Here is a 26,331-nt window from a genome sequence, read left to right on the forward strand (position 1 = left end):
ACCGAACACAACCACAACGGCTATTTACTGGGCGAAACCCGTTTTACCTGGGACGGTTTGCGGCTGTTGCAGGAACACAAGAACACCCAAACCAGCCTCTACCTGTATGTCGACGAAGGCTATGAACCGTTGGCGCGAGTCGATGGCCTCGGCGACGTACAGAAAATCCGCTACTACCACACCGACCCCAACGGCCTGCCCGAGCAACTGACGGAGGCCGATGGCACCCGGGTATGGCAGGCGCGCTACAAAGTCTGGGGCAATACCCTGGAAGAAGTGCGAGAACCGTACTATATCGAAGAACAGAACCTGCGCTTTCAAGGACAGTACCTGGACCGCGAGACGGGGCTGCACTACAACACGTTTAGGTTTTATGATCCGGATGTGGGGCGGTTTACCACGCCGGACCCGATTGGACTCGCTGGCGGGGTTAATCTTTATCAGTATGCGCCGAATACGGCGGGATGGATTGATCCGCTTGGCTGGGCCAGCAGCAATCCGGGTGTGTATTCTGTATATTTTGAGGCATACCTTCCTAGTCCTGAAATGTACAAGTTGAACGATCCAACGCATTTTTCGGAAGCAAATAGACAGCTTCATTATGAAGTCAAAAACAATCCTACATTGGCCTCTCAACTTGAAAATAAATATCCAGGGATACTCAATCATGTTAACCCAACATCCAAAGGAACATTTAGAGGCACTGCACCTAGAAATACCTCTTGGCACCATCACGGGCAAGTGGGAGGATTGTTGCAGCTAGTTGATAAAAAAGATCACAGTAGTCGACACAAAGACTATCACCCGAAAAAATCTAGAAGGCACTATGTGGGTGGCCGAAACGTCTGGGGTGGCGGAGGTCGCTGCCGATAGAAATCACCATAAAATCCAAAGGGAGTTACAATGAAAAAATATGAAAAAATTTTAGACCTCATTAAGGAAAACTCAAAAATCCAATGGGATAGCGCAATTTTTTGCAATCTGAAATCATGGGAGAATGAACCTGAAAATTGCGAAATAATTATCCTAGAAGGTGATGATGAGTTAGAAGACCTCGGAGATATCTACAACCATATACCAAAGCTAGCGCTATCATTAAATGTCCGCCAGCTACTAGACATCGAAACCTTGCGAAGTGTCATAGCTGCCCAAAACAAAGTTAACCCAAAGTCTGGTGTGTATGATTATGTTCATGCGATAAATCACTATCGTGAGTACGACTCCTTCTTTGAACTCGATCCAAATTAGTAGAGTCAAAACTATCTCAGCAGCATCGAGCACGGCCAGCTCCGAGATAAAAGGCAACGGGGACACAAGGCAACGGGGACAGATTTATTTTTCAGCTTGAAAGGCAGCAGGGACAGATTTGAATGGCACTTACTTAACAGCTAACTAGCTGATACATCTGAAAAAAAATTAAAAAAGTCTGGCCTTGGCCTTCGGTGATGGTTGCGAACACATACCGATCAAGCAAGGACACAGCCCGAGTGAATCGTAGACGCCAAATCGTCCGACATCAACAGCACCGTATGCGCCAGCGAAAAAAGAGAAGCTCGCGGGGCCATAGCGAAACACGCCGCCGCCAACCTGCTCAACGGCCAGCAACAAAACGCGGAACGGGTGCTGCACAACAAACTGCTGACCTATCAGGACAAGCGTTATCGCTACGATGGCTTTGGCCGCATGATCGAAAAACGCAGCGCCAGCCACCGGGTACAACGTTTTGCCTATGACGCCGAACACCGCCTGATCGAAGTCCACAACCAGGACGGCATCCGCGAAACCGTGGTGCGCATGACCTACGACCCGCTGGGCCGACGCATCGGCAAAACCGAACACAACCACAACGGCTATTTACTGGGCGAAACCCGTTTTACCTGGGACGGTTTGCGGCTGTTGCAGGAACACAAGAACACCCAGACCAGCCTCTACCTGTATGTCGACGAGAGCTATGAACCGCTGGCGCGTGTCGATGGCCTCGGCGACATACAGAAAATCCGTTACTACCACACCGACCCCAACGGCCTGCCCGAGCAACTGACGGAGGCCGATGGCATTCGGGTATGGCAGGCGCGCTACAAGGTCTGGGGCAATACCCTGGAAGAAGTGCGCGAGCCGTACTATATCGAGGAACAGACCCTGCGGTTTCAAGGGCAGTACCTGAACCGCGAGACGGGGCTGCACTACAACACGTTTCATTAGCCGATCTCAACTGCTCTCGCGCACCATCAGCTCGAAGCCCATGTCCACCACCGGCTGAGGGACGGGATTACCGGCCATCAGGTTGAGCATCTGCTCAGCCGCGCGCTGGCCGATGGCTTCGCGTGGGGTGCGGATGCTGCTCAGGCGTGGGACCATACAGGCCGAGCCGGGCAGGTCGTTGAAACCCAGCACCGCCACCTGTTCCGGCACCTTGATCCCGTAGCGCAAGGCTTCGAGCAAGGCACCCTGGGCCAAGTCGTCGTTGCCGAAGAAGATTGCGTCCACCTGTGGATGGCTGTTCAGCAGTTGCAGGAACAGTTCGCCACCCAAGCCCACCGACGACGGGCGCGGAGTCAGTACTTCCAGGTCCGGATCGTAGAGCCCGGCCATCTGCAGCGCCCGGCGAAAACCTTCGCCGCGCAGCAGGGTACGCTGATCGAGCTGCGCGCCGATGTAGGCCAGATGTCGCCGGCCACGGGAGATCAAGTGCTCGGCGGCGGTGGCCCCGGCGCTCTGCTGGGAGAAACCGACGCAGTTCACGCCGGCGCCAGGGTTCAGGTCCATCATGTACACGCACGGTACATGGCTCGCTTCGATCATCCGTCGGGCGCTTTCCGAGCGGTCGAAGCCGGTCAGCAGCAGGCCGCGAGGCTGATAGGCCATGTAATTGCGCAGCAGGTTTTCTTCTTCGTCGCGGGAGTAGTGGTAGTTGCCGATCACGACTTCGAAGCCGCGTGGCCGCAGGACCTTGTGGATGGCTTCGAGGGTATCGATAAACAGCAGATTGGACAGCGACGGCACCAGCACCACCACCGAATGGCTCTGGGCCGAGGCCAGGGCGCGGGCAGCCGGGTTGACCACATAGTTCAGTTCATCGGCCGCCCGACGGACCTTTTCCACCAGTTCCGTGGCCACGCTACTGATGCCACGCAGAGCCCGGGAAGCGGTGATCGGGCTGACGCCAGCAAGACTGGCGACTTCATTGAGGGTAGGGCGTCCCGTGGTACGAGGGTGCTTGTCGTTCTTGGTCGAGGTCATCGGACGGCTTGCCAAACAAAATTCGAGGTACTAAGGTAGCGCTGTCTCGATGGGCCTGTAAATGCCGGGGTGTGGTTTGTCAAACGCCACCTGATGCTGGCAGAAGCTTGGCTCGGCAACCCATAAAAATGACAAGAGGGCGTCGGCAACGAATGGTTTTGTGCTTTGCTTTTGCGGTAGCAAAAGCTCTGGCAAAGACAGCGCTGTCTACGTGTTGAGGTATTACGTGAGTCAACCCGTCACTGCCCTGGTGATCATGGGTGTTTCCGGTTGCGGCAAGTCCAGCGTGGGCGAAGCCATTTGTTTGCAACGCAATGCAACCCTGATCGAAGGCGACAGCTTTCACCCCGCCGCGAACATCGCCAAGATGAGCGCTGGCGTTCCCCTTACCGACGAAGATCGTGCCGGCTGGCTCGACAGCCTGTGCGATGAGCTGCGCCGAGCCGTGGCCAGCGGCCAACATCCGGTGCTGACCTGTTCGGCGCTGAAGCGGCGCTACCGCGAACGCCTGCGCGGCGCCGTGCCGGGCCTGGGTTTCGTGTTTCTCGAACTGACACCGACTGTCGCCGCGGAACGGGTTAATCATCGTCCTGGGCATTTCATGCCTGGGACCCTGATCGATAGCCAGTTCGCTGCGCTGGAGTCGCCCGTGGGCGAACCGCTGACGCTGGCGCTCGACGCCACCCAGGAAGTCGAGCAACTGGCGCAATCGACCTGTCGCTGGTGGCAGGCCCACGGTCTGGAGCGAATCGCCTGACTCCTGGATAAGAAGTGCTGGCTCCAAAAGATAGCGCTGTCCTGAAGACTATCCTTCATTCACGAATACGATAAAAACAACAATGCAGGAGATACCTTATGTTCGGATTGTCCCACGAAACCTTTCTGTTACTGGATGCAGTGGTCACTATTATCGGGCTGATCGTGCTGATTACCCGGTTCAAGATCCACCCTTTTATTGCCTTGATCATTGCCTCGGCGTTTCTCGGCCTGACCTCGGGTATGCCGGCGGACAAGATCATCAAGGCATTCCAGGACGGTTTCGGTGGAGTGCTCGGTTTTGTCGGGATTATTCTGGCGCTGGGGACCATGCTCGGTAAGATGATGTCGGATTCGGGGGGCGCGGATCAGATCTCCCTGACCCTGATCCGCGCCTTCGGCAAGGAGCGGGTGCAGTGGGCGATGATGTTCGCGGCCTTCCTGGTGGGGATTCCGCTGTTCTTCGAAATCGGCTTCGTGCTGCTGATCCCGCTGGTGTTCATCGTGGCGCGACGTACCGGTGTGTCGTTGATCAAGATCGGCATCCCACTGCTGGCCGGCCTGTCCGCGGTGCATGGCCTGGTGCCGCCGCATCCTGGCCCATTGCTGGCGATTGGGGTGTTCAACGCCGATATCGGCAAGACCATCTTCTACGGGCTGATCGTCGCTCTGCCGACCGCCATCATCGCCGGCCCCCTCTACGGCTCCTTCATCGCCAAGTACATACCAGGCCATCCGAGCCAGGAGCTGGTCGATCAATTGGCCCGTGAGCCGCAATCCAGCACCCTGCCCAGCTTCAGCGTGACCCTGGTCACCGTGCTCTTGCCGGTGTTCCTGATGTTGCTCAAGACGTTCGCCGATGTCGCGTTGCCGGATGGGCACTTCTTCCGTATCTGGATGGACATGATTGGTCACCCGATCAGCGCTTTGCTGCTGGCCTTGCTGTTGGCGCTGTATACCTTCGGCAAGCGCCAGGGCATGGACGCCAAGCGTATCCTCAAACTGCTGGACGCCAGCCTGGCCCCCACGGCGGCAATCATCCTGATCATCGGTGCCGGTGGTGGTTTCAAGCAGATGTTGGTGACCAGCGGTGTGGGCGATGTGATTGGCCATATCGCGGTGAATGCGCAGATTTCGCCCATCCTGCTGGCCTGGCTGGTGGCAGCGGTGATTCGCGTGGCGACGGGTTCGGCGACGGTGGCGACCATTACCGGGGCCGGTATCGTGATGCCGGTGGTGGACCTGATTCCCGGAGTCAATCGTGAACTGCTGGTGCTGGCGACGGGCGCAGGTTCCTTGATCCTGTCTCACGTCAACGATGCGGGGTTCTGGCTGGTGAAGCAGTACTTCAACATGACCGTGGCCGAGACTTTCAAGACCTGGACCGCGATGGAAACCATCCTGTCGGTGGTGGGCCTGGTGTTCATCCTGTTGCTGTCGCTGGTGGTCTGAGCCCCAGCAACCTGAGTGTTCTTGTGGGAGTGGGCGAGCTCCACTCCCACATTGGCGGGTTATTCGGCGACGGTCTTTTTCACCAGCCCGTCAGCCCGGAACATCGCGCGGATACCGCGCACGGCCTGGCGAATCCGGTCCTGGTTCTCGATCAGGGCAAAGCGCACATGATCATCGCCATATTCGCCGAAACCGACACCGGGTGAGACACAGACCTTGGCTTCGGCCAGCAGCTTTTTGGCAAACTCCAGTGATCCGAGGTGTGTATAGGCCTCGGGAATCTTCGCCCAGACATACATCGATGCCTTCGGATTTTCGACCCTCCAGCCCAGCTCGTGCAGGCCCTTGACCAGCACATTGCGGCGTTGGCGATACTGCTCGGCAATATCCCGTACACACTGCTGATCGCCTTCGAGTGCAGCGATAGCCGCTACTTGCAGCGGGGTAAAGGTCCCGTAGTCGTGGTAGCTCTTGATCCGCGCCAGGGCGCTGACCAACTCGGGGTTGCCGACCATGAAGCCGATCCGCCAGCCCGCCATGTTGTAGCTCTTGGACAGAGTGAAGAACTCCACCGCGATGTCCTTGGCACCCGGCACTTGCATGATCGACGGGGCCTTCCAGCCATCGTAGACAATATCGGCGTAGGCCAGGTCATGGATCACCAGCACGTCGTACTGCTTGGCCAGGGCGATCACCCGTTCGAAGAAGTCCAGTTCCACGCATTGCGCGGTCGGGTTCGACGGAAAGCCGAGAATCATCATCTTCGGTTTGGGGATCGAACCGCGAATAGCTCGTTCAAGTTCGGCGAAGAAGTCCACACCCGGTACCAGCGGCACCGAACGTACTTGGGCTCCCGCAATCACCGCGCCGTAGATATGAATCGGGTAGCTGGGGTTGGGCACCAGCACGGTGTCGCCCTGGTCGAGGGTAGCGAGCATCAGGTGCGCCAGGCCCTCTTTGGAACCGATGGTGACGATAGCTTCGCTTTCCGGGTCGATCTCGACGTTGTAGCGGTCCTTGTACCAATGGGAAATCGCCCGGCGCAGCCGTGGGATACCCTTGGAGGTGGAGTAACCATGGGTGTCCTCGCGCTGGGCGACGGTCACCAGTTTCTCGACGATATGTGCCGGAGTCGCACCATCGGGGTTACCCATGCTCAAGTCGATGATGTCTTCGCCACGGCGACGGGCAGCCATCTTCAGTTCGGCGGTGATATTGAATACATACGGGGGGAGTCGATCGATGCGCGCAAAACGGCGCGGCGAACCTTGGTTTGCCATGCTGGCCTCTGATACGTAAGCGCCCGGAACCGTCCGAGCGACGTCGGCCACTGCGGTGGCCTGCGGCGCAGACGATAAAGGCGCTGATGGCATTCTGTCCAGCCTATTTTTTGTTTCTGTGCCGTGTTGCCTGGCACTTTTCCTACGGCGTTTTGTGCCAGTGGACGAGGCATCTAGTGGCCATTACGGCGAGTAGGTCAACTCAATGCGAATGCCAGCATGCCAGCGCCACGTAGCCTTTAACCGAGAGTTTGCTCGATATGGCCAATCGCCCAGCCTCTTGCAGGCGCCATCAGGACGCCTGCAAGAGGACTCCCTCAGCGATCGTGGCAGCGAATGATCGCCGAGTGTGTCGCGTAGCGTCCGGAGAGCAGGATCTTACCGTCGGGTTGCAGTTCCAAGTGGGAGAGATAGCTGGTGTCGCCGGGAATGTTGTTGACGCGGCTCAGCCCTCTCTCGCCAAAGTTGCGGTCTGGCTCGCCGTTGTCCAGATGGCGCATCAACCAGGTATGGCCACCGTTGTCTTTATGACCGGAACTGACGATCTTCCCGTCCTCCTGGATGGCGGTCGCGAAACACAGGCCCAGGCCCGGAAACGCCCAAGGGGTTGCGTTGTTGAAGAGTGGGTCCAGCGTGCCCTCGGGGGTAGCACGAATGAGTAGCGCCACTTGTCGCTCGAGGTCCGCCGAACCCACGGCGACTATTTTCTGATCGACCTGTATGGCGATATCGAAGAGTGCCGCGCTGCCTTCGGTGGCAGACTCCAACTCCAGGTAACCCGCGTTGCCGAATGCCTTGTCCGGCAGGCCGGTGGTGCCATAGCGCATCAGTACCGCCCGGCGACCACGCCTGCCAGCAATCACCAGCTTGCCGTCTGCCTGGATGCGAACGGCCTCGAAAGTCATGCCAGGCTCAGGTGCCGTGACCACGCCACAGGTCCCGAAGCCAGGGTCGAAGCTTCCCTCGGGTGTCAGGCGGACGATGACGCCTCGGTCTGGCTTGTCCAGGTCGGCGGTCCTGAGGAGCAGGACGATATGACCGTCCGTTTGCACGGCGAGTCGGCGGCCATAGCCTGTCCAAGGGGCTTTGTAGGGCAGTATGAATTCGCCGCGATCACCGAAGGTCGGGTCTGTCTCGCCGGTTGCCGTGAGTCGGGTGCAAAAAGCTTGTTCATCGGAGCGAAAGTTGCCGAGCACAACGAACTTTTCTTCGTTATCCAGTACTGTATTGATCAGTGCCCGACTCGAGCCCGGCAAGGGCGAAGCGAAGTAGTTATAGTAAAAACCATCGGCACTGAAGTCTGCCTGCATCAAACTGGTTGACGAGGACTCATGAACACCGATAAAGAAATGACGACCATCGCGTTGCAATATCGAGGGACCGGTAAAACCTGGGCCAGCTTCTGAAAAAATGACCAGCCCATCCCTGTGTTCACCAAATTCGAGATCATGTGTGCCGGCGGTGTTGGTGGTTTTCTGGTCGACGCTGATGGAGGCACGAGGCGCATCGTTTGATGTTCTGTTTTGTATGTCCATTTATTATTGAATCCTTTCAAGTTATTAATAGAACGACTCCCTGTTTCACCCCGAAGCAGAGATGGCTTGATTTAATAACCGAAAGGCAGATTTGCAAAGCGCTCAAGTTTTACCAGTGATGAATAGCTGATCTCATATATATGGCCACTCTGTAATTACCATCATTGGTTACAGGGTGCTGTCGGCCCGAGTGCCGCGTGTGGTGCCGAAATTGATTAACAGAAACCAGCCACTCAGGCCACTAAAGTCTGAGCTTCAGGCACCGCTCGCCCAGGTAGGCCTCGCCGGTATCGACCCAGCCTTGCCTGAGGTAAAACCCCATGGCGTTCGGGTTGTCAGCGCCGACCGATAGCACCAGTTCGAGGGCTTGCGGCCAGAGCCGACGCGTGGTGTCAGGCAAGGCTCGCATGAAAGCCGAGCCAAGGCCACGGCCCTGGGCGCGTTTGTCCACCTGCACGGCATGCACCGTGACACTGCCGGGGCCGGCCCAATGGGGGACAAGTGGATAGAGTTTGAGCAGCAGGAAACCTACCGGGATTTCCCCATCGAGCAGCACCAGACCCTTTACTCCGGCATGTGGATCAGGGGGTAGAAAATACAGGGCGCAGTGGATATCGCCGCAGAAGGGCAATTGCTCGGGATGTACTTGCAGCGTATCGAGCTGTTCGCGTTGCAGGGGCGACAGCTCGTAATAACAGGCCAGACGGGTTTGCATGTCGATACCTGATGTGGGTGCCTCGGCAGTTGCCGCCGGTGCCAGGGCGCTATTCATCGCGCCGGGGCAGCCAGTGTTCTTCGTCGTCCCAGGCTGTGTCCCTGTTGGCCTTTATCGATCTGCAAGGAATGCAGCATACAGATCGTACCGATGCACAGGGCGGGCGTTCGCTTGAACAATGGGAACGCACGACCGCCGGCGATATCGCCGGAGAATTCTTTCTGCGCCGCATCGACCTGAGTCAGGTTCAGTTGTTTGAGCTGGCCTGGGCTCAGGGCCGTATAATCAACCAGGGTGGTTCTCACAGCAGCGAGTCTTTTTTCCGGCGGGCAAGACGTAGGATTCTATCGGTTTTCCTGGCTACGTCGTTTTTTTTAAACCGGTTACGATACCGTCGTAAAAGCGCAGACCTTACTCTGGCAGGCAGACCGCTTTCGCTGGTGTTGGGGCCGCTTCGCGTCCCATCGCGCGCTCGCCACAACCATCCTATTCGCTGCAGGCACGGTCAGTAATCCTGACGCTTGCGAAATGCCCAGCGCCCAGCTAGTACGGTGAAAGTCGCTACCAGCGCCACTAAAATCCAAAATCCCTCGGGATCGCCCGCGAGTGGAATCCCGCCGACGTTCATGCCAAAGAAGCCGGCGATGATGTTGATCGGCAGCGCCAGCACCGTCACCACCGTCAGGGTGAACAGAGTCCGGTTGCTCTGTTCGTTGAGGTTGGCGGCGATCTCTTCCTGCAACAGCTTGATTCGCTCACTCAAGGCTTCGAGGTCGTTGAGGATCAGCGAGAATTCCTCGGTGGACTTGCGCAGTTCCTTGACATCTTCCTTTTGCAGCCACTGCGGCGGCCGGTTGAGCAACCGCAACAGCGAGCCCGGTTCGAGGGCCAATAGTCGTTGCAGGCGCACCAGCACCCGGCGCATGGCACCGAGTTCCGCGCGATTGTTGCTCAAGCGCAGGGCCAACAACTGGTCTTCGATCTGGTCGACGCTGATGCTGGTCTTACGCACGATCTGGGTCAGCACTTCACCCTGGTCGCGCAGCAGGTGTACCAGTAATTCCAGGGGCGAGCGGAAGCGCTCACCGGCTTTGACCGAAGAGCGCAGTTTGTCCACCGAGTGCAACGGTTGTAGGCGGGCGCTGATCAACAGCGTGCTGCGGGCACAGACCCACAACGTGGAAATATCCGACGAGACCATGTTGCTGAGGTTGAAGACCACGTCGTTGACCACCGCCAGCAGGGCGTTGTCGACATGTTCGATGCGGGTCGAGCGTGAACCTTCGTGCAGCGCTTCGAAGAATTCCTCGGGCAACGACAGGTGTGCCTTCATCCAGCGTTCGCAGGCGGCGTGGGCCAGGTTCAGGTGCAGCCAGAGAAACTGCTCGGGGTCGTCAGGTTGTTGCAGGCATTGCAGGGCGCTGGCGGAGTCGATCTCTTCGCCGCGTTCTCCGGCGCGAAAGCGAAAGCCATAAAGAAGGCCGAACAAATCCGAGTCGCGGTGGCTTTGGTCAAGGCTGTGGTTCATGGAGACTCGCTGGAGTGAAGCGCCCGAAACTTTTTTACAGGTTCGCTTGAACCGCATCATCTCAGGGCTTTTTGACATCTTTGTTACGAGCCGGCGACCTGCGCAATGAAATTCATAGATCTACAAAGCGTGATTGTGCAGGTCGGTCACCAGCATGCAGCCTGGCGCATGGGTGATGCACAGCGGCGGGCGTGAGGCCTGCACCACCGATTGCGGGGTCACGCCACAGGCCCAGAAGACTGGGATCTCGTCCTCGGCCACCGGCACGGCGTCGCCGTAGTCCGGTGCGCCGAGGTCGCGGATGCCGATCAGCGCCGGGTCGCCGATATGCACCGGGGCGCCGTGGACATTGGGCATGCGCCCAGTGATCTGGATCGCCTGGATTGCCTCGGCGGCTTTGAGCGGGCGCATGCTGACCACCAGCTTGCCTTGCAGGCGTGCCGTCGGACGGGTGTCGATATGGGTCTGGTACATCGCCACGTTGAGACCTCGTTCGATATGCCTCAGGACGATACCGGCCTCCAACAGCGGTTGTTCGAAGGAGAACGAGCAGCCGATGGCAAAGGCCACCAGATTGTCCTGCCAGAGCGCGGCTATGTCCGAAGGTTCTTCGCTCAACACGCCCTCGCGGTAAACCCGATAGCGTGGTACGTCATGGCGAATATCCACGGCCTCGCCCAAATGGCGGAAGATCGGGTCACCCGGTTCGGTGATGTCCAGCAGCGGGCAGGCCTGGCGATTCAGCGTACAGAAACGCAGGAATTCATCGGCCCAGTCATCCGGCAGGATCACGATATTGGCCTGCACCCGGCCTTGGCCGAGACCGCTGGTGTGGCCCTGGTAGCGTCCGGCGGCAATCTGTTGACGCAGCGCCAACGGCGTACTGTGTTGCAACTGGTTGAAGGGCAGGGAGGGCTGATTCATCGAAACGTCTCCAGGGCGTGAAGAGCCTTTTGTAGAGAGCTTAAGTTAAGGCTGTCCAATCAGAAAATATGGTTTTATAAACAAGAAAAATTGATGACTTGGCTCATCAATTTTTCTTATGCATTGACCCGCTTTTTTCCCGTTTGACGCTGGTGCGGACAGGCGCGAAGAATTCGCTACCCGATGCAGCGTTTTGCGTCGGCTCCCCCACGATAACGCCTTCATAACAAAACAACGAGGCGTGTCCGTCACTTTCCTTTGCTGCCGCAGGAACCTCCATGGACAACACCATGACAGACCGCGTGCCTTCAGGGACGCGCCGTGCCGGCCCGTTCAGTTGGTACGGCCCACTGAGCAAAAATGAAAAACGCACTTTCTGGAGCTGCAAGATCGGCTATGGCCTGGATGGCATGGACACGCAGATGCTCAGCTTCGTGATTCCGACCCTGATCGCCACCTGGGGCATTTCCAAGGGCGAAGCCGGATTGATCGGTACCAGTACCTTGCTCGCCTCGGCGGCCGGTGGCTGGATTGCCGGGATTCTCTCAGACCGTATCGGCCGGGTGCTCACCCTGCAACTGACAGTGCTGTGGTTTGCGTTCTTCACCTTCCTCTGCGGACTGGCGCAGAATTATGAACAATTGCTGGTGGCGCGAACCTTGATGGGCTTCGGTTTCGGCGGTGAGTGGACCGCCGGAGCGGTACTGATCGGCGAGGTGATCCGCTCGCAGGATCGGGGCAAAGCGGTGGGCATGGTGCAGGCCGGCTGGGCCGTGGGCTGGGGGCTGACGGCGCTGCTCTATGCCGGATTGTTCAGTTTCCTGCCGCCGGAACAGGCGTGGCGGGCGTTGTTCATCATCGGCCTGGTGCCGGCCTTGTTCGTGCTGGTGATCCGCCGGCTGGTCAAGGAGTCCGACACTTTCGAGCAGGCCCGCCAGGAACGCTCGGCCAAGACCTCACCCTGGGCCTTCTTCGAAATTTTCGCCCCGCAAATGCTCAGCACCACCTTGCGTGCCTCGCTGCTGACCACTGGAGCGCTGGGTGGCTACTACGCGATCACCACCTGGCTGCCGACCTACTTGAAGACCGAGCGCGGCCTGAGCGTGCTGGGCACCGGCGGTTACCTGGCGATGGTGATTGTCGGCTCCTATGTCGGTTATGTGAGTAGCGCGTTGCTGACCGATGCCATTGGCCGCAAGAAGAACTTCATCCTCTTCGCCATCGGCTCGATGGCCATTGTCCTGGCCTACACTCAGTTGCCCATCGACAACACCTGGATGCTCTGGCTCGGATTTCCCCTGGGGTTCTTCGCCTCGGGCATCTTCGCCGGCATGGGGGCGTTCCTCACCGAGTTGTTTCCCACGCGTATGCGGGGTTCGGGCCAGGGCTTCTGCTACAACGCCGGGCGCTCCGTCGCCGCGTTGTTTCCGCTGTTTATCGGCGCCCTGAGTGAAACCCTGCCCATTGGTACCGGTATCGGCGTATTCGCCGCCGGGGCCTATGGCGTAGTAATCCTGGCGGCGCTGAGCCTGCCGGAAACCCGCGGCCGACAACTCGAGTCCTGAGCCGCTGCCCGCCCGGGCCTTCACGGTCCGGGCCATTGCGATCCACCCGCTTTTCATCATATCGGTCGCGAACCCAACGCCCCCGAGAGGGCCGGCTCGTGCCCGCAATACAGGAGCACACCATGCAGCACTTCGACGCATTGTCACGTTCACCGCTTTCCATCGCCAGTTTGCTCGGCCTCGGACTGCTCTGTGCGCCAGGTGCCAAGGCGGACTTTGTCGCCGACAGCAAGGGCAACTTGGAGGCGCGTAACTTCTATTTCAATCGCGATTTCCGGCAGCCCGGCTCGCGAGAAAAGGCCGAGGAATGGGCGCAGGGTTTCATGCTGCGTCTGGAGTCCGGTTACACCGCCGGGACCCTTGGGTTCGGCATCGATGCGTTGGGTATGACCGGCTTCAAGCTCGACTCGGGACGTGGTACCGCCGGTACCGGCCTGCTGCCGGCTGACTTGTCGCATGGCGGCTCCCAGGACCGTTACGGCGAGTTGGGCCTGACCGCCAAGGTTCGCTTGTCCAACAGCACCCTGAAAGTCGGGACCTTGCAGCTCAAGGATCCGGTGGTGAACTCCAACGATACCCGGCTGTTGCCCGGTACGTTCAAAGGCGGCCTACTGAGTGTGCAGGAGATCGAGCGGCTGAAGCTGACGGCGGGGCAGTTGAGCCAGATCAACTATGTCGATTCCACCGACTATCAAGACATGAGCGCCAACCGCATTGGCGGTGTCAGCGACAAGTTCCAGTTCGCCGGGGCCGACTATCAGTGGCTACCGAACCTGCTTACTCAATATCGCTACGGCAAGTTGCAGGACATCTACCGGCAGAACTTCGTCGGTCTGGTGCATAACTGGAACCTGGGTAGCGGTCAAGGCCTGAAGACTGACCTGCGTTATGCCCGCAGCAGTGAGGACGGTAACTTCCGGTCGTTGGACAACCGGGCCCTGGGTGCGATGTTCACCTACAGCCTCAAGGGCCATGCGCTGGGCCTGGCCTATCAACGCATGAGCGGCAATGATCCATTCCCGTACATCGGTCGCAGCGACCCGTACCTGGTGAACTTCGTGCAGATCGGCGACTTCGCCAATATCAACGAGCGCTCCTGGCAACTGCGTTATGACTATAACTTCGCCGCCCTCGGCTTGCCGGGGTTGAGCTTTATGACCCGCTACGTCTCCGGCGACAATGTGCAGCGTGCGGCACCGGGCGAGGGGCGGGAGTGGGAGCGCAACACCGATATCGGTTATGTGGTGCAGGACGGCACGTTCAAGGGCGTGGGGGTGAAGTGGCGCAACGCGACGGTGCGCTCCAACTTTGGCAATGATCTGGATGAGAACCGCCTGATCCTCAGCTATACGCTGGCGCTCTGGTAACGTTCAGGGGCAGGCCGAGGCGACGGGCGTGTCTTTGTGGCGCGTAAAAGCAGCGCCGTTGGGGAGGCCGGCGCGGCTTTTACGGACACGGGTGGATCACTTGTTTTTCTTTTTCTTTTCACTTTGTACCACGGCGGTCTTGGCGTCGACCTTGACTTTCCATTTCACCTCGTCGGCATCTTTGAGCTCGACTTCATAGACATAGCCGCTGCTGGTGTGGTCCAGCTCAGTGTCGAGGATAGTGGCGTTCGGATGCTTGGCCAGGGCGGCCTGGTTGAGCTTCTCGAAGCTGGCGATGGCGCCGGATTCGAGCAGGCCGGAAATAAGGTCCGGACGAACGTCGGCCTGGGCAAAACCGGCGACGCAGGTCAGGGCGGTAGCAGTCAGCAGTGTGGTAAGCGTTTTCATCTGAAAGATCCTTTGATTGATTGACTTCAGTGGGATCAGCTTAGATGTTGCAACTTAACTCATCCTTAAACCGTGAAACCGGCGCCTTGGGCGCCGGACCACTCATAGGGCGACTCAGTAGCCGTTGGCCTCAAGGATCTGCGGCACGGTTTTTGGTGAAGCACGCTTGAAGTACTTGAGCAGTTCCGAAGAACGGTTGGTGAAGATGCCATCGACGCCGGCATCGAGAACCTTCTTGAAGTCCAGCGACTCGTCGACGGTATAAACATGCACCAGCATGCCCTTGTCGTGAGTGTACTTGTTCATCCAGGGCTTGATCAGGTCCGAATAGCTCTGGTCGCCGCCATGGGACAATTGTGCGGACGGACCAGTGCCGATGGCGCCCTGGGCTTTGGCGTAGTCGACCCACTGCTCGAACTCGGCCTGGTCCTTGGGTTCCTGCCTGGCGTAATAGGCGGCCTTGGTCTTCTCGCCGGAGTCGGCGAAGCTGACGTTCGACTTCGGCTCGATGCCACCTTCACCGACCCATAGCAGAAGGATTTTCGGCGTGTCCGGCATTTCCTTCTGTAGCAGTTCCAGGCTGCTCTTATCGAAGGTCTGCAGGATCACCTTGCCTTTGCCCTGGCCGACCTGAGTCGGCTGTTTGGAGGCCCCTTTGTTTTGGCTCAGCAGGCCGCGCTCCTGCAGCTTGTTCTTCAAATCATGTTCGATACCGGGGAACTGCTTGGGCACCTTGGTCTCGATGTACAAGCCCGGCTGGTGATTCGGATTGGCCTGGGCGATATCGATGATCTGGTCCAGGCTGAGGATTTTCAGGCCGACATAAGATGGCCGGGCACGCTCTGGGTACGCCTTGTTGAACCAACTACCGGCGTCCAGGGTTTGCAGTTCGGCCCAGGTGAAGTCGTTGGCCGGGCTGTCCTTGCGCTCGGGGAACTTGCTGGCGACGTCGGTGGTGCGCGACAGGTTGTTGTCGTGCAGGGCGAAGATCACACCATCCTTGCTGCGTTGCAGGTCCATTTCCAGATAGTCGGCGCCCAGGTCGCGAGCCAGGGTATAGGACGCCGCGGTTGACTCAGGGGCATCGAATGAGGCGCCACGGTGGGCGATCACGGCTGGATTGGGAATGCCATCGAAGGTGGGATGCTTGAGCGGGGCACTGTTGGCCTGGGCGGCGCTCAGGCCCATGGCCAGCAGCAGGCTCACGATCAATGGGCTTTTGCTAAAGGTGACAGGCATTGCGAACTCCTTTCCTGGAGATGGGGGGGGGAACCTCTTTTAACAACTGAATGTTTCAAGTGCTATCGCGAAACTGAATAAAGTCGATATTTTTTTGGCGCAATCGTGATGGATTATGCAGTACGCTTGAGCGGTAGTTTCCCCTCCAGAGGGAAACGCACTGCCTACCTTGTGTGTAAACCATCGACCCATGAGCCTTCTGGCTCTCCCGTGAGGTTTACCATGCGCATCACCTCTGAACTCATTTGCCAAGCCGCCGACCAGCTCCAAGGTTTTGTCGGCTTGAACCGTAAGACCGGCCGCTACCTCGTCCGCTTCAGCGAAGATTCCTTCGGCATGGATGTGGCGGATGACGCCATCATCCCTGCCTGCGAATTCGTCTGGCTGCCAACCGGGCAGGAGGCTATGTACCTATCCCGGGAGCGAGTTCAGTTTTTGCTGGACCAAAATATCGATGAACGGATTCAGATCACTGAGCCGTTGCGGGTGTATATGCGGCGAGTGGAGATTCCTGAGATTGCCGCGCATCGCCGGGTGTTGAATACCTGACGCATTGTTGCCTTCAGTTATCGACGCTCGAAGCGTCAGTCACGTTCGACCTTGCATGCTTTATATGGCGCGCCTGTTACGGGTCGAGCAGTCGCGCTCACGGGCCAGCTCAACCATAGGGCGGACGACCTCGCTGCAACCTTGTTCGTCGTGTGTAAGCAGGGAGGTGAAGATTACTGCTGGTGGTTGTGGCGTCGCGTCGATCGTGGCTGCTGATCGACGCAATCTGCCAGGAAGGCGTCGACCAGAAGGGGGCGGCTCCTTCATCCGGCCTATGTTTTTTCGTACAAAGTGAGCGAACTCAGGCAGAGTTGGTCAGGCACTCGAGGGCCGGCTCGGCGCTCTCCCCCTCGGCGCTGTTGACCTTGTTGCGCCCGGTGTTCTTGGCCATGTAGAGCGCCTTGTCGGCCTCGTTCAGCCAGGCGCCGGCATCCTTGAAGTCTGCGCGGCACGCCGCCAGGCCGATACTCAGGGTGACCCGCAATTGCGGTACTTCCTCGCTTCGATAGTTGCTGAACACCTGGCGCAGACGTTCCATGATTTCGTTGGCTTGAGCCAGTGACATATCCGGCAGGATCACGCAGAACTCGTCGCCGCCATAGCGCCCGGCCAAGTCATGCTCACGCAGGTTAGCGCGCAGGTCGCGGCTCAACTGGCGTAGCACGCTGTCACCGATCAGGTGACCGTAGGTATCGTTGATGCTCTTGAAATGGTCGATGTCGATCACGGCAATCGTCGCTTGGCACTGTGCCTGCCGGCATTTGTGGAATCTGACGTGCAGCAGGTCTTTCCAGGAACCGTGATTGAGCAGGCCAGTCAGGCTGTCGGTACGACTCAGGGCGCTCAGCGCCCGTTTGTGCTCGGCCAGCTTGATCGCCAGCTTGAAGCCGCCCATGCCGATGACCAGCGGGTAGAGGACCAGTACCGGCAGGCAGGCGTAGATCTGCAACGCAGTGGTCACTGGATTGAACGCCGGAATAAAGATCAGCCAGGACACCAGGATTCCCACTGCCTGGGCGGCCATGCCTTGGGCCATCAACCGCAGGCCGCCAGCGGCGACGTTGTGCATGCTCATCAGCGAGAGCATGTTGACGGTAACCAAGGGGTTGAACTGCATGGTCGCCGCCCAGAATCCGCCCAGCAGCGAGTCGATCAGGATATTGCGCCATTCGGTTCGGTAGGGGTAGTCGGAGTGACGGGCCACCCAGTACGCCAGGTGTGGCCAGGCCACGGCATTGAATACCAGCAGGCCCCAGATCCAGGTTGGCATCGACAGGGGCGCAAGTGCCGCGATCACGCTGAAACAGCCGACTCCAACGCCTACCGTTCGGGGCAAGTAAATGCGTCTGGCAAACGACTGCCCTTTGCCACGTTGGATTTCCATAGGTCTCTATGCGCCACTTTTTCTTTATCTGAACACAGAAGCTGTGCTCTGCACGGAACGGCCATTCATCGGAGAAGCACGATGAATATTGTCGAGCATTCCGTAAAGAATAATCAGTGTCCTTCCAAGCCATTTCTACGATCTGGAAGGTGATTCAGGCGTCTGCGCCGGCTATTTGACGATTTCGTCGTTGGCACGCCGCACATCCTGCGCCGATTCTATGACGCAGGTCCGGGGCGGGATATTTCACGGTGATTGGTCGAGCGAAGACTTTAATCTGAACCTCACGGTCGGCATCGACTTTTCCCGCGTGTTGTAGCCGATCTTGTCCGACGTCTCTGAGGGCAACGCCCTTTAGGATGGCCGCCGCCGGTGAAATGGATCACTGGCATTTGGTCAGGATACGAAGTCATGCGTCGAATTTTCACGAAGCTCGGCTGGTTTACGGTGCTGCCGGCTTTTTGTCTGGCAACCTCGCTCGGTCAGGCGGCTCCTCTTGATAACCCTGCGTCCCAGGCGGAACCGGTCGTCATCAGTAAGGAGCTGGCGAAGATGGCCTATGCCGACGCCACGGAGGTGGCGCGGGCGTTGGCCGAAGGGCTCTTCACCTCCGAGGATCTGGTGGGTTATCTCGTCTCCCGTGCGGTCGACCTGGACTCATTCGGTCCCGCCATCGAGGCGGTGATCGAGTTCAATCCCGATGTGCTGTCGATTGCCCGGACGCTGGACGAGGAACGCAGGACGGGCACCGTCCGTGGTCCGCTGCACGGCATTCCGGTATTGCTCAAGGATAACATCCACACCGCCGACCGGATGCAGACCGCTGGAGGCTCATTGGCCATGGTCGGTGCGCCGACGCCTGACGATGCATTCATTGTGCAGCGACTGCGTGAGCAAGGTGCCATTATCCTAGGCAAGACTAATATGAGCGAGTGGGCGAACTTTCGTGGTGACCAACTGCCTGACGGTTGGAGCAGTCGGGGTGGATTGACGAAAAATCCCCATGCACTCGATGGCGATGTCTGTGGCTCCAGTTCGGGCTCTGGCGCGGCGGTCGCCGCGGGGTATGCACCCTTGTCGGTAGGGACCGAGACCTTCGGCTCGGTGATTTGCCCAGCCTCGAGGACCGGCATTGTCGGTATGAAACCTAGCGTGGGGCTATTGAGCCGCGCCGGTATCATTCCCGCTTCCCGCGAGCTCGACAGCGCGGGGCCGATGACACGCACCGTGCGTGATGCCGCCTTACTCCTCAATGCCATGGCTGCACTGGATCCGCAGGACCTGGCCACCGCGCAAGTGCCTGTCTTCAAGGACTACACGCAAAAGCTCAAAGCCGATGCGCTGCAAGGAAAGATCATCGGTTATCCCAGTCGCTTCAAGCCCGGCAGCGACGATCTGGACGATCACCCACAATTTGCCCAGGCCCTGGACACCCTGCGTCGATCCGGGGCACAACTGGTGCCGGTCGATCTGCAGCAGACCGATTGGTCTGAAAACGATTGGACGCGAGTGTCCCGTCTGTTCGATATGACGATCAAGCGAGTGTTGCCTGGCTACCTGGCCAGCCGTTCGGGCCTGAAAGTCTCGAGCCTTCAAGAACTGGTGGATTACAACGAGCGTCATCCCGGTGCGGAAAACTACGATCAGGAGCTGCTCAAGCGAGCCAATGCCCTGGCGTTTGACGAGGCCGAATACCTGGCGCTGTCAGCCGAGTTGGGTGATGAAGCTCGGCGCAATATCGATCGGGCGCTGGTGGATAACGGACTGGATGCGATCCTGGGGGATCCCCATCCTAATGCGATCCTGGAGCTGGGGAGCGTAAACCTTGCGGGGTATCCGGGCATTACCGTGCCTTCGGGCATGGGCGCCGATGGCCTGCCCACTTCGGTGTATTTCTTCGCGGCTCGCTGGAGCGAGGCGCAGCTGCTGGCGATAGCCTACGGATACGAACAGGCTTCCCTGGCACGACAAGACCCGGACTTCGAATAAGCCCGGATCGCTACCAGGGCTGGCTGGGCGGTCAGCCTTTGGTGGCACGACCAGGGTTGTCGTGGCGAGCAGGCTTGTCCGCAGCGGGACGCGAAGCCGCCCCAAAAAACAGCGACCGCGGTCTGCCTGACAGAATAAGGTCTGCGCTTTTACGACGGCTTCGTCACCGAGCAGCGGTGCGGCGTTTCGGCTGCCGCCTGCCACAATGCTGACTCTGGAGTTTACCCAGAGGAGGCGCCAAGCGGTGGTCCGGAATTACTCAATCATTTCGAAATCTTCGCGCTTGGTCGGATCTGGCGTGCAGCCGCGAATATTCATTCCCCGACCCGGCGCAAAGCCTGGAAAAAATACCAAACCCTCGGCCTCGAAGCGAAAGGCCAAGGCCAGGCGGGTGACATCCTTGAGTGGCTGGCCGGCTTCGAAGCGTTGGATGGCGGCCACCGAGACGCTGGACTCCCGGGACAGTTGCTCATGGCTCCAACCCAACATGGCGCGAGCTTGGGCGCAATGCTTCGGGGTGAATTGATGAAGCACGATGCGTTCGGCGGTGGTCCTTGGCACTGAAAGGCTGGCTGGACAGGACATGCTGTTCTCCGGTATCGATCAGAGTGAAATGTACTGTGTTTTTGTACAGTTGTTGATGCGCTTGGGCAAACTTTTTTTCGGAATTCCGATTATCGGTAGGGCCGTCGTGTTCGTCGGGGAATTGACTCGCGCGCGAGGGGCTAAAAGCCATCCCGTCCAATTATCAGGAAGGCCATCATTTCCTTCAGGGCTGTGCTTTGCTTCCTTCCAATAGGTCCCGTAATCACACGGATCGAAAAAAATGTTGCGCAATCCGCGCATGGTTTTCGTTACCTTGACGATGGGCGGTTTTTCCAAGACGGCTCGGAGTTTTTTTGGGGATTGTTCTAATATGTTAGTTGTATGTTGACAAAATATTTACCGCATGTGATGGTTTAAGCACAACAACAAGTGAGCTCAAATCATGACCTCAGAAAAATCTCCGGTGACCGATTGTCGGCAACGCATGACGCTCCATACCGATGTCTTGATTGCCGGAGGCGGGGCCGCGGGCTTGGCGGCGGCGGTCACAGCGGCGCGGCAAGGCTGTCGGGTCGTGTTGATTGAGAAGTATGGATTTTGCGGTGGCGGTGCCGTAGCGGGCTTATCGGGAACGATTTGTGGGCTTTACGAGGCCAGTGATACAGCGTCCCGAGCTGTCCAGGTGGTGCATGGATTTGTCGACGAGTTCATGCGCGCGATGGAGTCACGAAACGGACTCACAGCCCCGGTCAAATACGGTAAAACCTTCACCCGAGTCCACGATCCCCTGGTCTGGCGCGATGTTGCCGACGCCCTGCTGATCGAGGCTGGCGTGACCGTCATCTATCACGCACTGGTGACCGACGTGATCCGGGAAGGCGATAGAACCCTCGGTGCGCAAATCTATACGAAGCAGGGCAAGCTTTCAGTCTTCGCTCCGGTCACCATTGACGCCTCCGGTGACGCTGATTTGGCGGCGATGGCGGGTCTTCCCACCTTCATGGGAGATAACGGCCGGGTACAAAACCCGACGATGATATTCAAGCTCTCGGGAGTGGATGTAGGACGCTTTCGGAAAGCCTATGGCATTGACACCATCATGCCTGCGTGTGTCACGCAGATGATCGCCGAGGCCAACCAGCGCGGGTATAAATTGCCCCGCAGCAAAATCTGGCTGTTCCAGACGCCTCGCCCCGCGGAGCTCCTTTGCAACTGCACGCGTATCACCGGCAACGATGGTCGAGAGCTGAATGTGCTTCGCTATGAAGATTTCACCGAAGCTGAAATCAATGGTCGCCTTCAGTTGCGCGAATATGCGCGTTTCTTCAAAGACTACCTTCAAGGTTGCGAAGCCAGTTGGGTTAACGATTCCGCGGCGCAGGTCGGCGTGCGCGAGACGCGGCAGATTCAAGGCACTCATTTACTCACCAACGCAGCCATCCTCACGGGTGAAAAATCACCTCAAGGTATCGCTCGATCTCCCTGGCCGATTGAGTTGCACTCCGGCGCCAAACCCCGTGTTGAATGGCTCCTTAATGACTTCTACGAAGTACCGTTCGGTTGTTTCGTACCCAGTGAGGGAGAAGGCCTGCTGGCGGCGGGGCGCTGCCTGTGCGCCGAGCATGAGGCCGTCGCATCGGCACGCGTCACCGCGCAATGCTTCTCATACGGTCACGCGATAGGGCATGCCGCCGTGCTCATGGCGAAAGATGGGCTGGCCGCAAAAAAAATAAATGGCAGCGACATTCGCATGCTGCTGAACCGTGAAGAGGCAAGGCTCGATTGACGAGTCGGGAGAGCGAGATGAGCGAGAAACCCCGTAAAAACTATCGCAGCAATTTTGAGCCGGGAACCACCCGCTGGGCAGTACGGCGTTCCCAATGGATCGCAATGGGCATCGCCGAAGAAGATTTCGAAAAGCCGAAAATCGCAGTGGTGAACTCATCGAGCAAATTGTCCGTCTGTTACCAGCATCTCGATGAAGTGTCCAAGGTTGTTCAGGAGGCTATTCGTGCGGCGGGGGCCTTGCCTTTTGAAATTCGCACGGTGGCGCCGTCCGACTTTGTGACCAGCGCGGGAAAGCAAGGTCGGTATCTGATGCCGACACGCGACCTCCTGGTTAACGATGTAGAGGTCCAGGTCGAAGGAGCCGAATTGGATGGCATGATTTTATTGGCGTCATGCGATAAGACGACACCGGCCCAACTCATGGCAGCGGGTAGATTGAATGTGCCTAGTTTGGTGCTCACTTGCGGTTATCAGTTGGGTTCTCAGTGCGGCGGCAAGCACGTCGACATTGAAGAAGTTTACAAAGCCGTCGGTGCCCTGAAAGCCAATAAAATCGAGCTGCATGACCTCACGGAAATGACCCGCCATGCGATCAAAGGACCGGGTGTCTGCGCGGGGATGGCGACAGCCAACTCCATGCATTGCATGGCCGAGGCGCTGGGAATGGCGCTCACCGGTAACGCGCCGATACGGGCGGGCAGTGAGGCGCTATATCGCCTGGCTACGCAGGCGGGGCAAGCGATTGTGTCTTTGGTGGAAAATGACATCCGCCCCCGCCAAATCATGACTGCCGGTGCGTTTCGCAACGCGGTACGCACGGCAGTTTCCATTGGCGCCTCGGTAAACGTAGTCCGCCATCTCACGGCTATTGCCATTGAGTCTGAATGCAAAATCGACATCATTGCGGAATTTGAAGCAGCGGGTGGCCTGGGCCAAATTACCCAGGTACGGCCAAACGGCCCCGACCGAATTGAAGACTTTGCTGAAGCGGGCGGATGTGCCGGGGCGATGAAGCAGCTACTGGAGGTGCTGGATGGCAGTGTCCTGACCGTTACCGGCAGGACGTTGGCGCAAAACCTTTCTACTCGGCCGTTACCGGATCCCAAACGGATTGCTCCGCTGAACGCCCCCCTGCGAGCCGAGCCTGGGCTTATCGTCATTCGAGGCAACCTGGCGCCTGATGGTGCGGTCGTCAAGCTGTCGGCAGTCCCTGCGCATGTTCGCCAATTCAGTGGCCGAGCGGTGGTCTTTGAGGATGAAAGTGTCGCCATTGAAGGGTTGGAAGGCGGTGGCATTCAAAACGGCGACGTAGTGGTGCTTCGGATGCTTGGCCCCAAGGGCGGTCCGGGTACCGTTTTCGCAGCCAGTTTCATGGCCGCGCTGGTTGGGGCGGGATTTGGCAGCGACGTTGCTGTCATCACCGATGGTGAGCTGTCAGGACTCAACAGTGGGATTACCATTGGGCAAGTCATGCCGGAAGCAGCGGAGGGTGGCCCCCTGGCCATCGTGGAAACCGGCGACATAATCCATATCGATCTGATCAAGCGCAGCCTCGATATCGCCATCACGCCACAGGAGCTCACGGCGAGACTGGGGGCGCTTATTCCACGGCCACCGACGACTGAAAAAGGCTGGTTATCTATGTACCAGCAACTCGTACAGCCGTTATCCTGTGGCGCTGTGTTAGGCAAACGCTCGATCATTCAGGAATAGCGAGAGTCATGAGTTCTTTAGCGAAGAGAGTCGCAGAAAAAATCAATCTGGTTCCAGAGGAGAGTCTGGTCGATCTTGCGTACATGCAGATCGAGGAGCTGATTGCCACCTTGCAGCTCCCACCAGGGCAGATGGTTTCTGAAAATATGCTCTCGACGCTGATAGGACTTGGCCGTACCCCCGTTCGCGAAGCACTGCAGCAGCTTGCACGCGAAGGTCTGGTTGTCATCATGCCGAAGCGCGGAATAGTCGTTTCAGAGATAGATGTAAAAAAACAGCTGCGACTGTTGGAAGTACGGCGTGAAATTGAACGTTATTTGGTGGGGGCTGCGGCAAAAAGAGCCGAGCCGGATGAGCGTGTTGAGTTTGCACGGCTTGCAAAAAACATGCGGCTGGCCAGCCAGGAAAGTGACGGCGAGGCGTTTCTGGAACTCGACAGAAAATTCAATAAGCTGGTTATAAAAGCAGGAAGAAATGAGTATGCCTCCTCGGTGATGAAGCTGATGCAGGGTTTGTCTCGTCGATTCTGGTTTGCTTACTACAAACGTTTCGCCAACTTACCTGAAACGGCTCAACTTCATGCTGCAATTGCTCAGCATATCGCTGAGGAAAAACCTGAAGAAGCTATGCGCGACTTGGATGTCCTCTTGGATAATGTAGAGACTTTTACCCGGGCGACCCTGGATTAAGCAGTCGTATACCTGAGATAAAACCTTGGAGTGTGCAACTTAAAAGTCATAAATTAACTAATATGTTAGTCGTGTACTAAAAAAATACAACAATAATAGCGGAGAGTTATCGTATGAAAGCTCTACTCCCCCTGCGGTGGTGGATAGCGGTTGTGCTGTTCCTGGCCTACAGCATTCAGTACCTCGATCGTGTGAAGACAAGTGTACTCCTGCCATCCATTGCGCACGATATCGGCCTTACTACTGCTGATATCGGCACCGGTGCCTTTCTGATGCTGTTGTTCTATGGACCGTCGCAATACGTGTCGGGAATACTGACGGACAAATTTGGTGCCAAGCGGATTTTGCTATTTTCCGTAGTGGCCTGGTCGATCATGACCGTCTGGATGGGATTCATCGAGACTCGGGAAGAGTATCTTTGGCGGATGGCACTTTTTGGGATGATGGTCGGTACGGAGTATGTGCCATCCGCACGCATCCTGATGCGCTGGTTCAACAAGCAGGGCCGGGCACGTGCTCAGGCCTTGCTATCTTGGGCATGGATTTTGACGCCCGCTTGGGCTAGCGTTCTGGCTACGCAAATGGCGTCTCATGCTGAAAGCTGGCGCATCGTGTTTTTTGTCACGGGAGCTGCTGGCATCATCCCTCTGTTGATGATTGTTTTTTGGGTCTTTGATCGACCCGAGCAGCATCCCAAGGCCACCGAGGCTGACATGGAGTACGCCTATAGGGATGAAATTGAAGAAGGCACTATTATCGAAGGGGCGTATGCCTCGTCCCGGCAGTCGATTCTTAAGCATAACAACATCAGGTTCCGAGACTTCTTCAAGGAACGTTCTTACGTCGCAGTCGTGTTTGTCGACGTGGTCATGCAGATAACACTGTATGGCGCGTTGACCTGGATACCGCTCTACCTCTCCGATGTGTTCGGATTTTCGTTAGTCAAAATGGGCATCTGGAGTGCGGCTTACTTCTTGTCGGGAGCCATAGGTAGTTTTATTTCCTCCTATCTTTCGGACAAAGTATTTAAAGGCAATCGCCGGGTCATGATCTTGACATGCTTCATTGGGCTGATCCCTTTTATCGTTCTATTGGCAAGCTTGAAGACGGCTGATCAAGCGCTGCTGATGGTCGCTCTGTGTGGGATGGGGTTCTTCGGGAATATGGCATGGGGGCCTTTCCTAGCGGTTCCTGCCGAAATATTTACGCCTGAGGTTTATGGTAAAGCGATGGGGTTTGTCAACGGGGTCGGGTATCTGTTTGCGGCCTTCTCGGCGAAGATCTTCGCGGCGCTGGTGGTGGTCAATGGTGTTGGCATCAAAGACTATTCGTATGGTTGGTATTTCATAGCATTCTGCGTCTCACTGGGCATTATCGCGGCTAGTCAAATTCGCCCTAAAAAGGCGCTTGTCGTTAGCGGCGACAATAGGCTCACAACCGTCTAACTTAGAATGGGGAGGGCAGATGGCTGCCTTTCCCGCCCACGGGTGTGACAAAAAAGGCTGCCAGTGGCAGCCTTCTGTGATGCATCCATTTCATCAGCAGTGATGCTGAGTCCATGAATACCCGCATCAATCCCAGCTCAACGCGCCACCGGTCTGATACTCGATCACGCGGGTCTCGAAGAAGTTCTTCTCTTTCTTCAAGTCCATGATCTCGCTCAT

25 protein-coding genes and 1 pseudogene are annotated in these 26,331 nt (G+C 57.6%); 13 read left to right on the top strand and 13 right to left on the bottom strand.

Annotated features, from left to right (window positions below; all coding sequences use genetic code 11):
• From BMX68_RS25220 to BMX68_RS23640, 3 genes and pseudogenes are all read left to right on the top strand, one after another.
• On the top strand, positions 1-873 hold an 873-nt coding region (locus tag BMX68_RS25220; protein WP_218145940.1), incomplete at its 5' end, for an RHS repeat-associated core domain-containing protein.
• Between the two features lie 30 nt (positions 874-903).
• Positions 904-1,248, top strand: a complete 345-nt coding sequence (locus BMX68_RS23635) for a DUF7716 domain-containing protein (RefSeq protein ID WP_017134070.1) — start codon at positions 904-906, stop codon at positions 1,246-1,248.
• 318 nt (positions 1,249-1,566) lie between these two features.
• Positions 1,567-2,196, top strand: a pseudogene (locus tag BMX68_RS23640) (RHS repeat domain-containing protein); the annotation flags it as partial.
• A 12-nt stretch (positions 2,197-2,208) separates the two neighbouring features.
• Here the strand turns inward: BMX68_RS23640 and gntR are convergent.
• Positions 2,209-3,240 (bottom strand): HTH-type transcriptional regulator GntR, encoded by a 1,032-nt coding sequence (gene gntR, locus BMX68_RS23645; protein ID WP_017134069.1) that lies wholly within the window; start codon positions 3,238-3,240, stop codon positions 2,209-2,211.
• A gap of 226 nt (positions 3,241-3,466) precedes the next feature.
• On the opposite strand from gntR, the gene BMX68_RS23650 reads away from it, so the two are divergent.
• Positions 3,467-3,997: a gluconokinase gene (locus BMX68_RS23650; RefSeq protein WP_017134068.1), complete on the top strand. Its 531-nt coding sequence runs from the start codon at positions 3,467-3,469 to the stop codon at positions 3,995-3,997.
• 98 nt (positions 3,998-4,095) lie between these two features.
• Positions 4,096-5,448 (top strand): GntP family permease, encoded by a 1,353-nt coding sequence (locus BMX68_RS23655; protein ID WP_017134067.1) that lies wholly within the window; start codon positions 4,096-4,098, stop codon positions 5,446-5,448.
• Positions 5,449-5,507: 59 nt separating this feature from the next.
• On the opposite strand, the gene alaC is transcribed toward BMX68_RS23655, so the two are convergent.
• The 7 genes from alaC to BMX68_RS26045 all read right to left on the bottom strand — a co-directional run bounded on the left by alaC (position 5,508) and on the right by BMX68_RS26045 (position 11,710).
• On the bottom strand, positions 5,508-6,728 hold the full coding sequence (gene alaC, locus BMX68_RS23660; protein ID WP_017134066.1) for an alanine transaminase: 1,221 nt from the start codon (positions 6,726-6,728) through the stop codon (positions 5,508-5,510).
• A gap of 317 nt (positions 6,729-7,045) precedes the next feature.
• Positions 7,046-8,263 (bottom strand): NHL repeat-containing protein, encoded by a 1,218-nt coding sequence (locus BMX68_RS23665; RefSeq protein ID WP_017134065.1) that lies wholly within the window; start codon positions 8,261-8,263, stop codon positions 7,046-7,048.
• 241 nt (positions 8,264-8,504) lie between these two features.
• On the bottom strand, positions 8,505-8,978 hold the full coding sequence (locus BMX68_RS23670; RefSeq protein WP_017134064.1) for a GNAT family N-acetyltransferase: 474 nt from the start codon (positions 8,976-8,978) through the stop codon (positions 8,505-8,507).
• Between the two features lie 53 nt (positions 8,979-9,031).
• Positions 9,032-9,283, bottom strand: a complete 252-nt coding sequence (locus tag BMX68_RS23675) for a hypothetical protein (protein ID WP_074862690.1) — start codon at positions 9,281-9,283, stop codon at positions 9,032-9,034.
• Between the two features lie 200 nt (positions 9,284-9,483).
• Positions 9,484-10,506 carry a transporter gene (locus BMX68_RS23680; protein ID WP_017134063.1) on the bottom strand — a complete coding sequence of 341 codons (1,023 nt, stop codon included), beginning with the start codon at positions 10,504-10,506 and terminating at the stop codon, positions 9,484-9,486.
• Between the two features lie 120 nt (positions 10,507-10,626).
• Positions 10,627-11,430 carry a putative hydro-lyase gene (locus BMX68_RS23685; RefSeq protein WP_017134062.1) on the bottom strand — a complete coding sequence of 268 codons (804 nt, stop codon included), beginning with the start codon at positions 11,428-11,430 and terminating at the stop codon, positions 10,627-10,629.
• A 106-nt stretch (positions 11,431-11,536) separates the two neighbouring features.
• A complete protein-coding gene (locus BMX68_RS26045; RefSeq protein WP_156430141.1) occupies positions 11,537-11,710 on the bottom strand; it encodes a hypothetical protein in 174 nt (57 codons plus the stop codon).
• A gap of 10 nt (positions 11,711-11,720) precedes the next feature.
• Between BMX68_RS26045 and BMX68_RS23690 the strand changes: the two genes are divergently transcribed.
• Both BMX68_RS23690 and BMX68_RS23695 read left to right on the top strand, forming a co-directional pair.
• A complete protein-coding gene (locus BMX68_RS23690; protein ID WP_167375474.1) occupies positions 11,721-12,995 on the top strand; it encodes an MFS transporter in 1,275 nt (424 codons plus the stop codon).
• A gap of 122 nt (positions 12,996-13,117) precedes the next feature.
• Positions 13,118-14,362 (top strand): OprD family porin, encoded by a 1,245-nt coding sequence (locus BMX68_RS23695; protein ID WP_060783768.1) that lies wholly within the window; start codon positions 13,118-13,120, stop codon positions 14,360-14,362.
• A gap of 96 nt (positions 14,363-14,458) precedes the next feature.
• Here the strand turns inward: BMX68_RS23695 and BMX68_RS23700 are convergent, their stop codons facing one another.
• On the bottom strand, positions 14,459-14,770 hold the full coding sequence (locus BMX68_RS23700) for a PepSY domain-containing protein (RefSeq protein WP_017134060.1): 312 nt from the start codon (positions 14,768-14,770) through the stop codon (positions 14,459-14,461).
• 114 nt (positions 14,771-14,884) lie between these two features.
• Complete coding sequence (locus BMX68_RS23705) at positions 14,885-16,009, bottom strand: glycerophosphodiester phosphodiesterase (protein WP_017134059.1); 1,125 nt, start codon at positions 16,007-16,009, stop codon at positions 14,885-14,887.
• 222 nt (positions 16,010-16,231) lie between these two features.
• On the opposite strand from BMX68_RS23705, the gene BMX68_RS23710 reads away from it, so the two are divergent.
• Positions 16,232-16,558, top strand: coding sequence for a DUF2025 family protein (locus tag BMX68_RS23710; RefSeq protein ID WP_017134058.1), 327 nt, complete (start codon positions 16,232-16,234; stop codon positions 16,556-16,558).
• Positions 16,559-16,859: 301 nt separating this feature from the next.
• On the opposite strand, the gene BMX68_RS23715 is transcribed toward BMX68_RS23710, so the two are convergent.
• The gene (locus BMX68_RS23715; protein ID WP_017134057.1) at positions 16,860-17,942 is read right to left on the bottom strand and encodes a diguanylate cyclase; all 1,083 of its coding nucleotides are present in this window, start codon (positions 17,940-17,942) and stop codon (positions 16,860-16,862) included.
• 411 nt (positions 17,943-18,353) lie between these two features.
• Here BMX68_RS23715 and BMX68_RS23720 point away from each other — a divergent pair, with 411 nt between their 5' ends.
• A complete protein-coding gene (locus BMX68_RS23720; protein ID WP_017134056.1) occupies positions 18,354-19,931 on the top strand; it encodes an amidase family protein in 1,578 nt (525 codons plus the stop codon).
• A gap of 255 nt (positions 19,932-20,186) precedes the next feature.
• Here BMX68_RS23720 and BMX68_RS23725 read toward each other — a convergent pair whose 3' ends face one another.
• Positions 20,187-20,516, bottom strand: coding sequence for a helix-turn-helix domain-containing protein (locus BMX68_RS23725; RefSeq protein ID WP_017134055.1), 330 nt, complete (start codon positions 20,514-20,516; stop codon positions 20,187-20,189).
• Between the two features lie 403 nt (positions 20,517-20,919).
• Here BMX68_RS23725 and BMX68_RS23730 point away from each other — a divergent pair, with 403 nt between their 5' ends.
• The 4 genes from BMX68_RS23730 to BMX68_RS23745 all read left to right on the top strand — a co-directional run bounded on the left by BMX68_RS23730 (position 20,920) and on the right by BMX68_RS23745 (position 26,112).
• Positions 20,920-22,263, top strand: coding sequence for an FAD-dependent oxidoreductase (locus BMX68_RS23730; RefSeq protein WP_017134054.1), 1,344 nt, complete (start codon positions 20,920-20,922; stop codon positions 22,261-22,263).
• A 17-nt stretch (positions 22,264-22,280) separates the two neighbouring features.
• A complete protein-coding gene (gene ilvD, locus BMX68_RS23735; protein WP_026013413.1) occupies positions 22,281-23,978 on the top strand; it encodes a dihydroxy-acid dehydratase in 1,698 nt (565 codons plus the stop codon).
• 8 nt (positions 23,979-23,986) lie between these two features.
• Positions 23,987-24,667 carry a GntR family transcriptional regulator gene (locus BMX68_RS23740; RefSeq protein ID WP_017134052.1) on the top strand — a complete coding sequence of 227 codons (681 nt, stop codon included), beginning with the start codon at positions 23,987-23,989 and terminating at the stop codon, positions 24,665-24,667.
• A 113-nt stretch (positions 24,668-24,780) separates the two neighbouring features.
• Positions 24,781-26,112: an MFS transporter gene (locus tag BMX68_RS23745; protein WP_017134051.1), complete on the top strand. Its 1,332-nt coding sequence runs from the start codon at positions 24,781-24,783 to the stop codon at positions 26,110-26,112.
• A gap of 126 nt (positions 26,113-26,238) precedes the next feature.
• Here the strand turns inward: BMX68_RS23745 and BMX68_RS26530 are convergent.
• On the bottom strand, positions 26,239-26,331 hold a 93-nt coding region (locus tag BMX68_RS26530; protein WP_238347833.1), incomplete at its 5' end, for a hypothetical protein.

Origin of the sequence: Pseudomonas agarici (assembly GCF_900109755.1) — a bacterium.
Lineage (GTDB): Bacteria > Pseudomonadota > Gammaproteobacteria > Pseudomonadales > Pseudomonadaceae > Aquipseudomonas > Aquipseudomonas agarici.

Coding starts and splice junctions, on each gene's coding strand:
- BMX68_RS23635 (WP_017134070.1), top strand. CDS start 904: ATGAAAAAATATGAAAAAATTTTAGACCTCATTAAGGAAAACTCAAAA.
- gntR (WP_017134069.1), bottom strand. CDS start 3,240: ATGACCTCGACCAAGAACGACAAGCACCCTCGTACCACGGGACGCCCT.
- BMX68_RS23655 (WP_017134067.1), top strand. CDS start 4,096: ATGTTCGGATTGTCCCACGAAACCTTTCTGTTACTGGATGCAGTGGTC.
- alaC (WP_017134066.1), bottom strand. CDS start 6,728: ATGGCAAACCAAGGTTCGCCGCGCCGTTTTGCGCGCATCGATCGACTC.
- BMX68_RS23665 (WP_017134065.1), bottom strand. CDS start 8,263: ATGGACATACAAAACAGAACATCAAACGATGCGCCTCGTGCCTCCATC.
- BMX68_RS23670 (WP_017134064.1), bottom strand. CDS start 8,978: ATGCAAACCCGTCTGGCCTGTTATTACGAGCTGTCGCCCCTGCAACGC.
- BMX68_RS23680 (WP_017134063.1), bottom strand. CDS start 10,506: ATGAACCACAGCCTTGACCAAAGCCACCGCGACTCGGATTTGTTCGGC.
- BMX68_RS23685 (WP_017134062.1), bottom strand. CDS start 11,430: ATGAATCAGCCCTCCCTGCCCTTCAACCAGTTGCAACACAGTACGCCG.
- BMX68_RS26045 (WP_156430141.1), bottom strand. CDS start 11,710: ATGGAGGTTCCTGCGGCAGCAAAGGAAAGTGACGGACACGCCTCGTTG.
- BMX68_RS23690 (WP_167375474.1), top strand. CDS start 11,721: ATGACAGACCGCGTGCCTTCAGGGACGCGCCGTGCCGGCCCGTTCAGT.
- BMX68_RS23695 (WP_060783768.1), top strand. CDS start 13,118: ATGCAGCACTTCGACGCATTGTCACGTTCACCGCTTTCCATCGCCAGT.
- BMX68_RS23700 (WP_017134060.1), bottom strand. CDS start 14,770: ATGAAAACGCTTACCACACTGCTGACTGCTACCGCCCTGACCTGCGTC.
- BMX68_RS23705 (WP_017134059.1), bottom strand. CDS start 16,009: ATGCCTGTCACCTTTAGCAAAAGCCCATTGATCGTGAGCCTGCTGCTG.
- BMX68_RS23710 (WP_017134058.1), top strand. CDS start 16,232: ATGCGCATCACCTCTGAACTCATTTGCCAAGCCGCCGACCAGCTCCAA.
- BMX68_RS23715 (WP_017134057.1), bottom strand. CDS start 17,942: ATGGAAATCCAACGTGGCAAAGGGCAGTCGTTTGCCAGACGCATTTAC.
- BMX68_RS23720 (WP_017134056.1), top strand. CDS start 18,354: ATGCGTCGAATTTTCACGAAGCTCGGCTGGTTTACGGTGCTGCCGGCT.
- BMX68_RS23725 (WP_017134055.1), bottom strand. CDS start 20,516: ATGTCCTGTCCAGCCAGCCTTTCAGTGCCAAGGACCACCGCCGAACGC.
- BMX68_RS23730 (WP_017134054.1), top strand. CDS start 20,920: ATGACCTCAGAAAAATCTCCGGTGACCGATTGTCGGCAACGCATGACG.
- ilvD (WP_026013413.1), top strand. CDS start 22,281: ATGAGCGAGAAACCCCGTAAAAACTATCGCAGCAATTTTGAGCCGGGA.
- BMX68_RS23740 (WP_017134052.1), top strand. CDS start 23,987: ATGAGTTCTTTAGCGAAGAGAGTCGCAGAAAAAATCAATCTGGTTCCA.
- BMX68_RS23745 (WP_017134051.1), top strand. CDS start 24,781: ATGAAAGCTCTACTCCCCCTGCGGTGGTGGATAGCGGTTGTGCTGTTC.